General features: G+C 50.7%; 13 protein-coding genes. 4 read left to right on the top strand and 9 right to left on the bottom strand.

Annotated elements, in window-relative coordinates; genetic code table 11:
• Nucleotides 1–2: 2 nt before the first annotated feature.
• The 4 genes from GPK90_RS00850 to hydF all read left to right on the top strand — a co-directional run bounded on the left by GPK90_RS00850 (nt 3) and on the right by hydF (nt 4,054).
• Nucleotides 3–317, top strand: coding sequence for a hypothetical protein (locus tag GPK90_RS00850; protein WP_215701903.1), 315 nt, complete (start codon nt 3–5; stop codon nt 315–317).
• Nucleotides 318–398: 81 nt separating this feature from the next.
• Nucleotides 399–1,067 (top strand): cytidylate kinase-like family protein, encoded by a 669-nt coding sequence (locus GPK90_RS00855; protein WP_118531443.1) that lies wholly within the window; start codon nt 399–401, stop codon nt 1,065–1,067.
• A 496-nt stretch (nt 1,068–1,563) separates the two neighbouring features.
• Nucleotides 1,564–2,712, top strand: a complete 1,149-nt coding sequence (gene hydE / locus GPK90_RS00860; protein ID WP_252197313.1) for a [FeFe] hydrogenase H-cluster radical SAM maturase HydE — start codon at nt 1,564–1,566, stop codon at nt 2,710–2,712.
• Between the two features lie 58 nt (nt 2,713–2,770).
• Nucleotides 2,771–4,054, top strand: a complete 1,284-nt coding sequence (hydF, locus tag GPK90_RS00865) for a [FeFe] hydrogenase H-cluster maturation GTPase HydF (RefSeq protein WP_215701904.1) — start codon at nt 2,771–2,773, stop codon at nt 4,052–4,054.
• A gap of 262 nt (nt 4,055–4,316) precedes the next feature.
• Here the strand turns inward: hydF and GPK90_RS00870 are convergent, their stop codons facing one another.
• The 9 genes from GPK90_RS00870 to GPK90_RS00910 form a co-directional block, all read right to left on the bottom strand.
• Nucleotides 4,317–4,829 (bottom strand): shikimate kinase, encoded by a 513-nt coding sequence (locus tag GPK90_RS00870; protein WP_118297709.1) that lies wholly within the window; start codon nt 4,827–4,829, stop codon nt 4,317–4,319.
• Nucleotides 4,830–4,903: 74 nt separating this feature from the next.
• Nucleotides 4,904–5,695 carry a flavin reductase family protein gene (locus GPK90_RS00875; protein ID WP_215701905.1) on the bottom strand — a complete coding sequence of 264 codons (792 nt, stop codon included), beginning with the start codon at nt 5,693–5,695 and terminating at the stop codon, nt 4,904–4,906.
• Nucleotides 5,696–5,721: 26 nt separating this feature from the next.
• Nucleotides 5,722–7,398, bottom strand: coding sequence for a putative manganese-dependent inorganic diphosphatase (locus tag GPK90_RS00880; RefSeq protein WP_118531439.1), 1,677 nt, complete (start codon nt 7,396–7,398; stop codon nt 5,722–5,724).
• A gap of 421 nt (nt 7,399–7,819) precedes the next feature.
• A complete protein-coding gene (locus GPK90_RS00885; protein WP_118297710.1) occupies nt 7,820–8,761 on the bottom strand; it encodes an ROK family glucokinase in 942 nt (313 codons plus the stop codon).
• Between the two features lie 142 nt (nt 8,762–8,903).
• Nucleotides 8,904–10,886 (bottom strand): transketolase, encoded by a 1,983-nt coding sequence (gene tkt, locus GPK90_RS00890; protein WP_215701906.1) that lies wholly within the window; start codon nt 10,884–10,886, stop codon nt 8,904–8,906.
• 60 nt (nt 10,887–10,946) lie between these two features.
• Nucleotides 10,947–12,371 carry a DUF5711 family protein gene (locus GPK90_RS00895; RefSeq protein ID WP_118513648.1) on the bottom strand — a complete coding sequence of 475 codons (1,425 nt, stop codon included), beginning with the start codon at nt 12,369–12,371 and terminating at the stop codon, nt 10,947–10,949.
• Between the two features lie 116 nt (nt 12,372–12,487).
• Nucleotides 12,488–13,876 (bottom strand): LysM peptidoglycan-binding domain-containing protein, encoded by a 1,389-nt coding sequence (locus tag GPK90_RS00900; RefSeq protein WP_118531435.1) that lies wholly within the window; start codon nt 13,874–13,876, stop codon nt 12,488–12,490.
• A gap of 135 nt (nt 13,877–14,011) precedes the next feature.
• Entirely contained in the window at nt 14,012–14,614 is a 603-nt protein-coding gene (gene yyaC / locus GPK90_RS00905; protein WP_215701907.1) for a spore protease YyaC, read from the bottom strand.
• 222 nt (nt 14,615–14,836) lie between these two features.
• Complete coding sequence (locus GPK90_RS00910; RefSeq protein ID WP_215701908.1) at nt 14,837–15,793, bottom strand: M15 family metallopeptidase; 957 nt, start codon at nt 15,791–15,793, stop codon at nt 14,837–14,839.
• Nucleotides 15,794–15,829 lie beyond the last annotated feature (36 nt).

Consider the following 15,829-nt stretch of genomic DNA (forward strand, 5'->3'; position numbering starts at 1 on the left):
AGATGATCGATTCTAAAAAACTGATCGCAATGGTCGAAAAATATGAAAAACTGATCTATGACACGGCAGACTATATCTGGGCACACCCGGAGACGGGATTCCGCGAGTGGAACACTTCCGCTTACATGGAAAAACACTTTGAAGAGCTCGGATACACCCTGACAAAGGCCGGAAATATCCCGGGATTCTACGCAGATCTCGACACCGGAAAACCGGGTCCGAAGATCGCGATCCTCGGAGACTGCAAAAGTGGAATCCTATGTGCGCGGCGCTTCCTTCGACGCGATCACGATGGATCAGGATGCTGTTGTATATAATGATGATGGAACGATCACTCTGAAATTCACAAAATAATGTGTCTCACTAATGAACCCTTCAGAAAGGACGGGAGATCTTGTATGAAAAACTTTGTTATCACGGTTGCCAGGGGATTTGGATCCGGCGGGCGTGACATCGCCGCTATGCTTGCTGACGAGCTGGGCGTCCACAGCTATGATAAACGGATCCTGACACTTGCGTCCCAGTACAGCGGCTATCCGGAACACTTTTTCCGGGAAGCTGACGAGACTTTAAACGGCAGTCTGATCACCAAACAGCTTCAGGCACTGCCGAAACATCATGCACCGACCGGAGAGCTCTCAAAGTTTACTTCCGATGACCGGCTTTTCGACTATCAGAAGATCATCATCGAAAAACTTGCCGCCTCCGAGTCCTGCGTCATCGTCGGAAAATGTGCCGATTATATCCTGAAGGATTATGACAATGTCGTCAGCATCTACGTGGAGGCGCCGAGAAGCTATACACTGCGGCGCGTCATGGAACGGATGGATGATATCACGGTCGAGGAGGCGCATCACCTGATCACGAAGACAGACAAGTACCGCGCGGATTACTACAAGTATTACACCGGTGGCAACTACTGGACTAACCCGGTCAACTACGACCTGACGTTCAACAATGCGAGACTCGGGGATGAGCGCTGCGTGAAGCTCACACTCGACTGCATGAAGCTGAAATTCGGGGATGATTTCGTGGAATATATGAAGAGTATCGGCAAAGATATTTAATATCTGTTCACGCCTGCTTGATCGTTATGATTTTTCCCTTTATTTTGTAATACTGGATCCGGGGCTCCAATCCTGCTCCGGACCAGCACCAGCCCCGCCGCACTTCCTCTCTCTTGCGGCGGGGATTTTTATTCAGGAAATTTCTGTCCTTAAAAAGTATCACTCCCACATCTTTTCCTGTTCGCTCGGCTGGAATTGATTTTTATTTTCTGATATGTTACGATAGTTCTATGTTCTCTGACCTGCGAGAAGTTTCCTATTCTTTCGGGAAAGAGTCGAATTCGCTATTACTGACCTTAAGAATGTTCTGACAGGGAAGAAATTGTTATCTGGCATACATATATGCCCTGCAAAAGAAAGTCTGATCCCCTCGCTGCAGCTTCTTGAACTGCATGGAATCTTTCATATTTAACACTCGGTCTGTATCATACACTTGTACGGGCTTATTTCTTTTCTCTGTCATTTCTTCTGGCCATATTTCCCACAGGAGGACCTCATGGATACTGATTTTATGAACACCGCATTGCTGGAAAACAAGTTAAACCCGAAATGCTGGTGGAAAGAGCCGGTCCGGAACGGCGTGACTGATCCGGTCTGTCTCAATGAATTAAAAGCGCTGATCGACCGTCTGGAAGCAGGCGAAGCGCTCACGAAAGACGAATGGGTCCGTCTCATCGACGGCCGTTCCCCGGAGCTTGCAGCCTACCTCTTTCCAAAGGCGCGGGCCGTCCGGGAGCGCGTGTACGGCACGGACGTCTATGTCCGCGGACTCATCGAGTACAGCAATTACTGTAAGAATAACTGCCTCTACTGCGGGATCCGGGCCGGAAATAAGAACGCAAGCCGCTACCGCCTTTCCACAGAAGATATTTTATCCTGCTGCCGGAGCGGCTACGCGCTGGGATTTCGCACTTTCGTCCTTCAGGGCGGGGAAGATCCTTTTATGACTGAGGATCGGATCACAAATCTCGTCTCCATGATCCGGAGGGAATTTCCGGACTGTGCGATCACGCTTTCCCTGGGTGAGATGGAATACGAGAGCTACAAGCGCTTCTTTGACGCTGGTGCAGACCGGTATCTGCTCCGCCATGAAACGGCAAACGCAGAACACTATCAGAAACTTCATCCGACGGAAATGTCCTTTGAGCACCGTATGAACTGTCTGAGAACATTAAAGGAGATCGGCTACCAGACCGGCTGCGGTTTTATGGTCGGCTCCCCATACCAGACATCGGAATGTCTCGCCGGGGACATGATCTTTATCCGCGATCTCAAACCGGAAATGGTTGGGATCGGGCCGTTTATCCCGCAGCATGACACGCCGTTTGGAGACCAGACTGCAGGGACCATGGAACTCACCCTGTTTATGATGGGACTTCTCCGTCTTCAGGATCCGAATGTCCTGCTTCCCGCAACGACGGCGCTCGGCACGATCCATCCGTTCGGGCGCGAGCTCGGGATCCTTGCTGGCGGAAACGTTGTCATGCCGAATCTTTCCCCGGTACAGGTCCGTGCAAAATATCTTCTCTATGACAATAAGATCTGCACCGGCGATGAGGCAGCAGAATGTGTGAACTGCATGAAACGGCGGATGGAAAGCGTCGGATATCATGTCGTTGTGGACCGCGGGGATCACAAAGGATAATCCAGAAAAAAAGAAAGGGATGGATTTGTTTGTGACAACAGATTCAGAAGGTGTATATATGGGAATGAATGAGACGCCGTCCGGCGAGAGGATCCACATCGGATTCTTTGGCAGAAGAAACGCCGGAAAGTCAAGTCTTGTAAACGCAGTGACCGGTCAGGACCTCTCCATCGTCTCTGAAGTCCGGGGAACGACCACCGACCCGGTCTCAAAGTCCATGGAACTTCTTCCGTTAGGGCCGGTCGTGATCATTGATACGCCCGGAATCGATGATGAGGGGGAGCTTGGGATCAAACGTGTCGGAAAAAGCCGCCAGGTACTGAACAAGACCGATCTCGCGATCCTGGTCGTGGATGCAACGACCGGAACCGGCAGCTGGGAAACTGAGATGATCCGGTTGTTTGAGAAAAAAGAGATTCCATATCTTGTTGTATACAATAAGGCAGATCTGCTCCCGGATCCCGCCCCGTCAGACAGGAAAACCAGCCGGAATGCTTCACAGGCTGGCGTTCCCACCGGAATTGCGACCGGGGACTCTCCGGCATCAGATCCGGCAGTTTCAGGATCCGGTCACAGCAATATGGTCTATGTCAGTGCGAAAACCGGTTTTGGCATCCACGACTTAAAGGAGCGCATGGCACGCCTCGTTGCCCCGGATGGAAGCAGGAAACGCCTTGTCGCCGATCTCGTACATCCGTTGGACGTTGTTATCCTGGTCGTCCCGATCGACAAAGCTGCCCCGAAAGGCCGCCTGATCCTGCCGCAGCAGCAGGTGATCCGGGATCTCCTTGACTCCGGCGCCATGCCGATCGTCTGTCGGGAGTCGGAACTTGCTGCAGCGCTTGATTCCTTAAAGAAAAAGCCGTCTCTCGTCATCACGGACAGCCAAGTCTTTCCTCTCGTGGACCGCATGACTCCGAAAGAGATCCGCCTGACCTCTTTTTCGATCCTGTTTGCGAGATATAAAGGAAATCTCACCCAGGCCGTCCACGGCGCGCGGGCTCTGAATACGATCCAGGATGGTGATAAGATCCTGATCTCTGAGGGCTGCACCCACCATCGCCAGTGCGGGGACATCGGAACCGAAAAACTTCCAAACTGGATCCGGGAATACACCGGAAAACAGCCGGAATTTCATTTCACCTCCGGCACCGAATTTCCGGAAGATGTCTCCGATTATAAGCTCATTATCCACTGCGGCGGCTGTATGTTAAATGAACGGGAAATGCGAAGCCGCTTAAGGAATGCCGCCGACCAGGAGATCCCGATGACAAATTACGGGATCGCGATCGCATATATGAAAGGGATTTTGGAGAGAAGTGTCGAGTGTCTCGGACTCTGAGCGCAGTCTCCATGCTCTTCTGTTTTTATGACTGCTCTGCATGATTTCTGTGCGAATGAGCCAAAACATCGCGACAGTCGCCAAGGTCTCGCGCAAGCGCGGACTTTGGCTCGTTGTTCGCGTAAGTAAAAGCTCCGGTAAAGAAAGGCATCAACACTTTCTGCCTTTTTACCGGAGCTTCTCCATTTATTCGCCAAATCTCAATACAGGCTCTTTTTCTATTGGATCATACAGACCCCGCCTGTGCATAAAAATCCGCCTTTTATTTTTCCAGACCTTCAAAATAGGCTCTCAGCTCGTCTACAAGCTCACCGAACTCTTTTCCGGTCTCATCAAGCGTGATATCCGCATATTTCTCATAGTACGGAAGGCGCTCATTGTAGAGATCCCTGAGTGTCATTCCGTCTTTTAAGACAACCCCGCGATCCACAAGATTTCCGAGACGTGATTCCAGATCTTCGTAATTTAATTTCAGATACACGATCGTTGCGGTCTCTTTATAGTGCTCCATGGCTTTCGCCTCATAAATCACACTGCCGCCCGGCGCGATGACAGACTTTTCGACATCCAGATCAAGGTTCGCCTGCTCCTCAACGCGAAGGAAACCGTCATCTCCTTCTTCCGCGATGATCTCCTTCAAAAGTTTTCCGGTCTTCTCCTGGATCACAAGATCCACATCCACGAAGGAATAGCCAAGGCGCTTTGCAAGCAGCACGCCGATGGTGCTCTTTCCGGATGCCGGCATTCCGATCATCAGAATATTTTTCTTCTTCATCACTAAAGTCCTTTCTGCTGTCACATATCCTGTCATTTTTCCGGTTCACGCATCATGATCCGATCGCAGGATCTCTACCGTCTGCGCGGTTTTCCGGCACCTGATCCGGCCTTCCCGCCCGGATTTCCTGTGTTTTTCTTTCCAGATGAGGTCTTTTTTCCGGTTTCCGGTGTCTTTCCTCCGGCCTTATTTCCGGCTTTCCTGCGCGGCTGCAGTTCTTTTTCCGCAGTCTTCTTTCCGGTTTCCGGCGCTTTTCTTCCAGCCTGTTTTCCTGCGGTCTTTCCGATCAGAATCTTCTTTTTCTCCGCCTTTCTCACGCTGTAGCCGAAGCTTCCCAGCTCCTCGCCCATCCCGTAATATCTTCCATGGGAATAGGCAAGCGGCTTTGCCATAGAGAGATGGAACGTATCTTTCTCATCCATGTACGCTTCGTCCACATCCACCGCCACGACATCAGCGATAAACATGTGATGGCTTCCGAGCTCCTCGACTTTCACAACACGGCACTCAATGTTTACCGGGCTTTCTTTGATCACCGGCACATTGACAACATTTGCCTTCTCCGGCGTCAGTCCCGTGTCTTTCCACTTATCTGTATCGCGCCCTGAGCGCACGCCGCAGTAATCGGTCGCCCACGCCATGGACTCCGTCGTCAGATTGACCACGAACTCCCCGGTCTCTCTGATCATATGGTAAGAGTGGCGTTCCGGCCGGACGCTGATCGACAGCATCGGCGGGTTTGTGCAGATGGTTCCCGCCCATGCCACCGTAAAAATATTCGAATTTCCTTCCCGGTCGGCCGCTGTCACAAGGACCGCCGGAACCGGATAGAGCATATTTCCTGGTTTAAACTGTCGTTTTCCCATTTGCAGATCCCGCCTTTATTCAACTTTTACTGCTGCAATGCCATCATGATCTGCGGTGCAAGCTGTTTCTTTCTGGAAACAACGCCCGGCAGCTTCACGATTCCGGTCTGCGCACTCACATTTTCCACATCCTCATCTGCCACATGGAACGCTGTGGTGATCAGCTGCTCCGCACCCTGTCCGGTGCAGATCAGATCTGTGGACTCGGTCAGGATGTTGGTGAGCATGAAGAACATCATGTCGATCTCATGCTGCTCTCGTTCTTTTTCCGTGTATACGGACATTCTTGATCTCAGATCCTTCAGCTCCACTGCGTTTAAGGATGTGATCTGTCCAATTCCGAATACGGAATTTCCTACCGTAAAGCGCTTGAAATCCTGATAGAAGATATCGCCGTCAGACTTTCCTTTCAGGTTGCTTCCCGCAGAGAACATGTCGATCGCATACTTTTCAATATCAAGTCCGGCGATCTGTGCAAGTGCAAGGCCGGCTGCCTTATCGACTGCTGTACAGGTCGGGGAACGGAATAACAATGTATCGGAAATGATCGCACTGCATAACAGACCTGCAGTTGTCTTATCGATCTCCATATGATTTTCCTGATACATCTGATAGATGATGGTCGCGGTACAGCCTAACGGCTGGTTTCTGAAGAATACCGGGGACATGGTCTCAACTGTTCCGAGACGATGATGGTCGATGATCTCACGGATATCGGCGCTCTCCATACCTTCTACCGCCTGACTCTTCTCATTGTGGTCCACAAGGATGATGCTCTTTCCCTTTGCACCTAAGAGGTTACGTCTGGAAATCATACCGATATACTTTCCATCAGAATCCAGGACCGGGAAATCACGGTGTCTCTTGCTCGCCATGATCTCGCGGATATCGTCGAGATAATCTTCCTCGGAGAACTCGATGATATTCTCTTTCGTCATGAAATAGCTGATCGGCATGGACTGGTTGATCAGACGGGCGGTCGTGTATGTGTCATACGGTGTCGTGATGACCGCGCAGCCGCGCTCCTGTGCCAGTTTGCGGATCGTTAAGGAAACGCCCGCACCCTCACAAACGATGATACAGCCTGCCTCCATCTCGATCGCGCAGAGCTGGGACTCATAACGGTTTCCGAGGATGACAAGGTCATGTTTCTCGATGTAGTTTTCCATCAGATCCGGGTTTGCAGCCGCGATCAGGACTTTTCCCTGATCAAAATATGTTTCGGAGTCGCCGACTACCATGCTGCCTTCCAGCGTATCCAGGATGTTCGCATATTTTGTGCATGCTTTGGAAATGATGCTGCTGTCATATAAGTTCATGTAGGACTTGGTGATATCGCCGATAGTGATAACGCCCTCCAGGAGACCTTCCTCCGTCACACACGGAAGTGTTACGACGTTGTTCTCCTGCATGAGTCCCCATGCATTCTTTAATGAAATTCCGCGGGATACGCCTTTTGTCTTGCGGATCTCGATATCCTTGACCTGCGTCTTTACGTTCTCGACAAGGCGCGGCGCCTTTAAATTAAAATAATCCAGTACATACTGTGTCTCCGGGTTTACATTTCCGGCACGGCACGGCTCATAGTTCTCGCCGGTAAGCTGATGCTTGAAACCTGCATAGCAGATGGCTGAGCAGATGGAATCCGTATCCGGATTTCTGTGTCCAAGGACAAGTGTTTTTTTCAGTCCCTCAACTGCCATTGATCTTCTCCTCTCCATTCCATGCGCATATCCCCAGAAAGTTTCTCTGTCGCATTCCTTCGCAGGTTTTCCCTTTATATCCTTTTCTGGAGCTTTATGCGTTTTTCTCAGACGCACAAATGAGAATGTGTTACAATAACTTCATAGTGCGTTCATAATTTATTCATATTTGTTTTTTATACTTATTGCATAAACAAAAAGTCATTCGACTTCGCTAACTAGACAAATTGCACATAGATTTTTCATAATTGCCCCGGTTGTCGCGACCGGGGTCTCCTCATGTTTAGGGATCTTATATGTCCGTTTATGGCGGACATTTTTCTTTATCTCCCATACAGTCAAGGCCTATGCACATCAGGCACGCTTCGTATCCTTTTCCGGCAGTAAAAAGGGAGCCCGTTTTACCGGACTCTCTCTTCTTTTATCCGAGGATCAGCTTCGCAGCTCCGTAGATCCCGGCATCGTTTCCAAGCTTTGCAAGGACGATGTCCGCTTTCTTTGTCGCCATCGGAGATAATTCATCGTGATATTTCTTGATCATGTCAGTCAGAAATGTCCCGGCTTTGGAAACGCCGCCTCCAATAATATAAGCCTGCGGATCCAGAACCATGGACAGTGTTGCAAGGACCCAGCCAAGATAATAGCAGGACTTGTTGAGAGAATCGAGCGCAAGCTCATCCCCTGCTTTTGCTGCATCCAGCACATTCTTCGCGCTGATATTCTTTAAGCTTCTGAGGCTGGATGGACGGCTGTCCGCCGCCAGCATTCTTCTTGCAGTTCTCGCGATCCCTGTCGCGGAAGCAACCTGCTCCAGGCAGCCATGGCCGCCACAGTTGCAGGCCTCTTTCTCGCCTTCCATCACATGGATATGACCGATCTCGCCTCCAACACCCTGCTCGCCGGTCCAGATCTTTTCGTTCAGGATAATGCCGCCGCCGACACCTGTTCCGAGTGTCACCATGACGAGGTTCTTATATCCTTTTCCGCCGCCCTGCCACATCTCACCGAGAGCCGCCACGTTTGCGTCGTTACCGCTCTTTACAGGCATTCCGTCCAGCAGTCTGCTTAATTCCTGCTGCGGATTTCCGGCTTTCCAGCCAAGGTTTACACACACTTCGCAGTGTCCGTCCGGAAGAACCGGTCCCGGGAATCCCATTCCCGCGCCGGAAAAATCAGAGAGTTCAAGTCTGCTCTCCTTCACTGTTCTGCGGATCGAAGCCGCAATATCGCCCAGGATGTACTTTCCGTCCTCTTCTTTTCTTGTCGGGACCTCCCATTTTTTTACAAGAGTCCCATCTTCCTCAAAGATACCAAGCTTCACGCTTGTTCCGCCGATATCGATCCCAATACACTTTAAGCTCATGTGTGTTCCCCTTTTTTCTGAATCTGCCGGATCCATTTCAAACACGTTTTCAGATCCCGCGTGCCCTTAAAACCGTGTCAGTTCAGCCATGCTGCCTTCCGATGTGGATCGCTGCATGACTGAACCGTCACGTTCGGGTTATTTAGAACAGTGTCTTTACTGTATTTACAACGTTCTCAACTGTAAATCCGAATTTCTCGAACAGCTTCGCTGCCGGGCCGCTTGCGCCAAAGGACTTCATTGTCACATAAGCGCCGTCGAGGCCGACATACTTGCCCCAGCCGAAGTCGGAAAGTGCCTCAACAACAACTCTCTTTCTGACCTCTTTCGGAAGTACGGACTCTTTATACTCCGCACTCTGCTCCTCAAAGATATCCATACACGGCATGGATACGACACGGATCTTCTTTCCTTCGTTTGCAAGCTCTGCTTTTGCCTTGACCGCAAGATCAACCTCAGAACCGCTTGCGATGAGGATCGCATCCGGTGTTCCTTCGCAGTCGTCGATGACATAGCCGCCCTTTAACGCTTCCTTGCTGCTTCCCGGGATCGGATTGAGATTCTGTCTGGAAAGAACAAGCGCTGTCGGTGTCTTTTTGGATGTTGCTGCGGAGAGCCATGCTGCAGATGTCTCTGTCGCGTCACACGGACGGAATACATGGAAGTTCGGCATTGCGCGGAACATTGCAAGCTGCTCGATCGGCTCGTGGGTCGGTCCGTCCTCACCAACTCCGATGCTGTCGTGAGTCAGAACGAAGGTCAGCGGAACTCCCATCATAGCGGAAAGTCTTGCCATCGGTTTTACATAATCACTGAATACGAAGAATGTCGCAACGTAAGCGCGGAGACCACCGTGAAGCATGATGCCGTTTCCGATCGCTGTCATCGCAAGCTCTCTTACGCCGAAGTGAAGGTTTCTGCCTGCCGGATTCTCTGCGGAGAAATCTCCTGCATCCTTCATTGCTGTCTTGTTCGACGGTGCGAGGTCAGCGGAACCGCCGATCATGTTCGGCATGATGTCCTTTAAGATGTTGATCATCTTGCCGGACAGGGAACGTGTTGCCTCTGCCTTGTCTTTTGTGAGCCAGAGTGCCTCGTTCTCGATCAGTGCCTTTGCGTCCGGAGCTGTATGGTACTGCTCCCAAAGCTTCTCCATCTCCGGGTACTCATCACAGTATGCAGCGAACATTGCGTTCCACTCTGCCTCTGTGTCTGCTTTTTCCTCTGCAAGACGGGAATAATGCTCATAAACCTCTTCCGGTACGAAGAACGGCTCCTCATACTTCCAGCCGAGGTTTTCTCTCATTGCCTTGATATTGTCAACGCCTAACGGCTCGCCGTGCGCGCTGGCTTTGCCCTGTTTTGCCGGGCAGCCGAAGCCGATCTCTGTCTTGATCGTGATGAAGGACGGATGCTCCGTATCAGCCTTTGCAACTTCGATCGCAGCGCCGATCGCATCGATATCTGTTCCGTCTTCGACTGTGATCGTCTGGAAGCCGAATGCTTTCATGCGCTCTTCCACGTTCTCGCGGAATGCGATGTCCGTGCTTCCTTCGATGGAAATACGGTTGGAGTCGTAGAGAACGATGAGTTTTCCAAGTCCAAGTGTACCTGCAAGGGAGAATGCTTCAGAGGAGATTCCCTCCATCATGCATCCGTCTCCGCCGAGTACATATGTGAAGTGATCGACAACCGGATAGTTTTCCTTGTTGAATACAGCTGCCAGATGTTTCTCAGCCATCGCCATACCAACTGCCATTCCCATACCTGCGCCGAGCGGTCCTGTTGTCGCCTCAACGCCTACGGTGTGACCGTATTCCGGATGTCCCGGAGTCAGGGAACCAACCTGACGGAAGTTCATTAAATCTTCCTTTGTCAGACCATAGCCGAACAGATGAAGCAGGGAATATAACAGCATGGAGCCATGGCCGCCGGATAAGATAAAACGGTCACGGTTCGCCCACTCCGGATTTGCCGGATTGTGGTTCATATGGTGTGCCCAGAGCTCATAAGCAGCCGGTGCGCTGCCAAGCGGAAGTCCCGGATGTCCGGAATTTGCCTTCTGGATCGCATCTGCGGATAAAATTCTGATGGAATTGATCGCCAGATTGTCGATTGTGTTCATTGTTTCATTCCTCCTGATAATCCATAAGTGTTGGGAACTGTTGAAGTTTCACAGTTCCATTTACCTTAAATTAATCTCTTTCATCACCTCGCTGCCTGCGGTGATCAGAGAATTGGTACGATTTTTTCCAGCCCTGACGAGCGATACAGAATAATCGAACTGTCCGTTAAACTTTTCGTGCCCGTCCAGGTTGTAGACCCTGCATGATTCCTCATTATACAGGATAAGCCTGTCCCCGTCAATGAGAGCGCCCGTGTAGGCGTAGTCGAAATCAATGCTTGTAACTTTCTTTCCATCCGTGTTGTATACATCAAGTCGGTACGGACTTCCGGATGTGCTGTCAACAATGACAGCCGCGTATTTATCCGAGTAGCAGATACTTCGGATCTCTTCTTCTACCGGAACATAGATCACATTTGTGTCCGGTATCACATTTTTTACAGAGATAAAGGTCAGTCCTTTATCGGAAAAGGCGCAGACGGTCTGGTCATTTAAGTATCGGACGCGCCCCACCATCTTATCATCAAATTCTTCCTCAAACGCGGCGATGAAACGGTTGTTGACATTCTTTCCGATCTCAGAGAAATCGTAGAACGCGACCTTGTTCTTTAACGCGCCGTTTTTCATGTACATGATGGACATGACGATCTGTTTTCCGTCGGGGGAAAGTGCGATGTCCACCGGATAACCGTCACCGGAAAGGAGCATCTTGATGTTGATCCCGAGCGACTCGCCGTCCTTCTTGAAGTAGAATATGTAGCTCGCCGTGCTGTCCTCGACTACGGCCGCCGCAACGCCGCGGGCCGATACCGCCGCTTTCGTGATCGGAAGCTGTGTCTTCGCGGTTCCGGTACATCCCTCTTTGTTGCAGATGTACATCTCATTTCCCTGCTGATCCGCGATCACGGCATAATCCCCGTTGATATTGATGATCGGGGTCTTCATCTCATAGCTCTGTGTCCAGATCGTCTTGCCGGAGGCATCAATGTAGGAAGCACCGTCTTTTGTGTACTTGATCATATTGTCGCCGAACACGGCAAATCGGATAAAACTGCTGTCGCTGACTGTCTTTGAGACTTCGGCCGCGGAAGTTGCCGCAGAGTCGGAGTTTCCGGTGTCCGTACCGGCAGCGCTTTCTGCCGCAGCGGTCTCATCGGTCCCATCAGTTCCCTCATCGGCCGCCGCACTTGTTTCCGGCGCCTGTGTTTCTTTATCCGCGTTGGACGTATCAGTATACCGCATGGAGCGCTCCCACTGAACACTGTAGCTGGTATATTCATACTCATTCATATATCTGTATCCGGTAAATCCCAATGCTGCAAGGAAACATGCGGCTGCAACTGCGATGATCCGCTTTTTCTTTTTATATCTGGCAAGCCGTTCGTCATCCATCGGTTCATCCGATCCGGCGTCCGGCATCTGTACGATATTTTGTCTGAGCTGCCTCTTTTTGTTCTCTCTGTCCATAGATTGCATATCACTCATAAAAAATCTCCTGAAAAATGGACATATATAGATTAGTATACACCATTTTCAGGAGATGCGCATTAAATTCTTTGTTTTTATTCCAGTTCATTCCAGCAGGCGGAAATACCCGATTTCTATGGCAGGACCAGCTTCTGCCCCGCTACGATATGGTTCACATCGTCCAAGTGATTGAGCGCGCAGATTTCGGACAACCGCTTTAAATTTCCGTACTCTTTCCAGCAGATCCCATATAACGTCTCACCGTCACCGATTTCATAGATCCGATAGCCGTTCGCGGCCGCGGCGGCGTAGTCCACCGGCTCTTTTCCCTGACCGGATGTGTCGCCCTGTCCTTCCTCTTTTCCCATACCGACACGTGGCGAGGTCGGAGCTTCAGCACTGGTGGGTGGAACTGCTTCCTCCACGGCTCCGGACGCTGCAGCGGTCTCGGTCCCGTCAGTACCGGGCTTTCCTGTTGAAGCAGCTGTATCTGGATTGTCTGGCTGGCTTGAAGCAGCGGATTGCCCCAACACGCCGGTTGTCTCCGGATTTCCTGTACTCTCTGATACTTCTGAAGATTTGCTGTTCGTGCCTGCCTCTGTCGCTTCCATCGTCTCCGCCGCGTAACTTTCCCCGGTCTCCCTGCTCTCATCCGTCGGAAATACATTTCCCGGCCGCTCTTCAATGACAAAATCCGGTTCCTGATTCAGCTTGTCCAGATAATCGCTCCAGTTTGCCGTCCCGGCAGGCACCACGGAAGTCAGCACCGTCTCCATCTGCCGCATCTTGTGATAATTATTGACGAGCACAACACCTCCTGCCAGGACCGCCACCGTGAGGACTCCGCACGCCGTCCCCAGGATCCCGGACATATGCCGCCCTGCGTCCGCCTGTTCTTTCCTGACCGTCATCCGCTGCCGGAAATCTTTGATGACCTTCTCATGCGAGCCGGATTCCACCCGGCGCACGTCTTTCCTGGTCACCATGTAATCCTGCATCATCTGATTTCTCTCGTAATAGATGCAATGTCCTTTCAGCCGGTAAAAGCCGTCCTCCGAAGTGATATAGACTGCTTCCTCACCTTCCAGACCATGATTTAAATACATCAGCTTGTTTTTCCCGTTAAAGTACTGGTTGTGCAGTTTCCAGTAATTCAGGGGACTCAGCTGGCTCGACGGAGTGCCGCAGATAAACCATCCCTGAACGGTCCGCTTCGGAAACGACTCCTCGATCCCACGATACGCCTTTTTCCAGGCATTTTCGGAAAATTCCACCTTCTCCCCGGATACTTCCACGTCCTCCATCTCGATGGCGCCATCGATAAAGATATACGGAGTCCCGTCATAGTTTTCCGTATTTCCCAGCAAAAGTCCCACTCGCAGCGTCTGATTTCCTGCCGGATACAGGCGTTTCAAATATGTATTTACATAGTCCTCCACATACAGCCGGACCACCTGGTCCGTATCACCGATCTGGCGGATATTTTTCGGAAGTTTCGGAAACGGATTGTATAATTCTCCCATGCTGCCACCTCGTTCTATCTTCAGGCAGCCGGCATGTCCAGACAGCGGCCGGCCGCCTCTTTATTTACGCGAACCACGTAAACGCGCTTCGTCGAATTCTTTCCGAAGTATAGCATGGGAGATCTGCAAAACATGTCAAAACGGCACAGTCTGACCGGAAAAGTTTTCGACACGTCTCCCGATGATCCGCAATCCAAGGCAGATGCTGCGGCTGATGCAGTCCGCAAGCCGCATGACCTGGGACAGGCGTATGCTCTGTAAAAATAATGGGTCTCCGCTCTCCGCCCCGCCGACGATCCCGGTGATGGAAATGTCGCCAACGGCGGTAAGTTCCTTTCGCACGCCGAGTCCCGGACGCAGCGGCCCTTTTTCCAGCGTCACAAGCCCCACATGATCCCAACGGCCCACGGCGGCGTCCACAGCTACAATGATCGCATCCGGGTAATGTTCTTCCATCTCCTCGATCGTCCGGTCAAGGTTCACCGCATGGACCGGATGTTCCAGTGTCCCGATCACCGTCACATCGCCGGTCACCTCCGCCGCCAGCTTTGAGCCGATGAGCGGTCCCAAACTGTCCCCCGTGGACCGGTCTGTCCCGATGCATAAAAAAACGATCCTGCGGCGCCCGGATGCCCGCATCTCATTCATCAGAAGAAGCAGAAGTCTCGCCGCAAATTTCTCCGCCTCAAATCCCGCTTCCGTATCATAATAAGTGATCTTCCGCCTCCCGAATCTCATCGTGAACACTCCGTTTCCTGGTTGGTTTCTATGAGACATTATAGGCGGGATTCAGGAAGATTATACATGTGCAATAACAGCGAATGTGCCTTGGTGCACAATACCTTTGGTTTTGTGTAGAAAATCCTGATGAAATTTTTATAAAATTGAAAGAGGACCGGGTATGATATATCCCCGATCCCCTATTTTTATCCTGTTTTTCTGTATTGCATCATTGATCTCTTAATACTCAAAATGCATCAGATCCGCTCTGCTGAATCCAACTCCCCATCTCCAGCCATGTTTTCCGAATGCCTTTACGACATCACTGTCACGACTGATAGAATACGGATTTACGCTTGGCTCCCATTTATTTCCAACAAGAACCGTTTTGCCATCTGTATCTATCTGTGGGTTTGCGTCCGGGTTAATATCAATGGCCAGACCCAGGCTGTGATTGCTTCCCACTCCGTTGCTTCTCCAGTTATATCCGCCAACACTTTCGATCGGGAACTGTTCCGGTCCATTATAGATTTCTGTAAAAATCTCTTTTACCTGATCTGCGACAGAACTTAAGACCTGTACATGAGCTGTTCCAGCAACTTTTTGACCGTTTTTCAATCTCCAGACAGGAATCTCTACGCTGACCACTTCCGCAGATGCCGTCGCATCATTCTGATTGGCTAAAATTCGGTCAACCTGTTCATTTACCTTTGCATCACGCTCTGCGCTGCGGCCATCCCAGCTATAATATTTTGCATAGTAATGATAGTATGCTATATCTAATTCACTTATTCCATCTACTTTGAAATACCAATCTGTATCATAAGAATAGCTGCTGTTGGAATTTGAACTGTTAGAGCTACTGTTGTTTCCGGATCCGCCGTTCTTTGTCTCGCCGCCGGCTTTCTGCTTTACCTCGCCTCCAACGACCCAGGCACCGATCCTGTTTACCTGGTAACCATCCGGTGTGGTGGTATTTCTAAGAACATATCCGTTGGAGTCAAAGTAAAAGCCCTCCGCCATTCCATCATTATCGGTATCGATCCATGCCCATCTTCCCTTGGGATATGTTCCATCGTCAAACTGATACCACATTCCGTTTGCATCCGATTTCCATGTCCCGGCAAACGATGCGAACGGCATCGCCATGCAAAATACAGCGGCAGCAAGCGCAAGTTTTATTCCATACTTTTTCATCTTTTGTCCCTTTTCCTGTAATTCTGTCCTTTTTGT

The sequence above is a fragment of the Clostridium sp. MCC344 genome (genome assembly GCF_018785365.1).
Taxonomy (GTDB): Bacteria; Bacillota; Clostridia; order Lachnospirales; family Lachnospiraceae; genus Pilosibacter.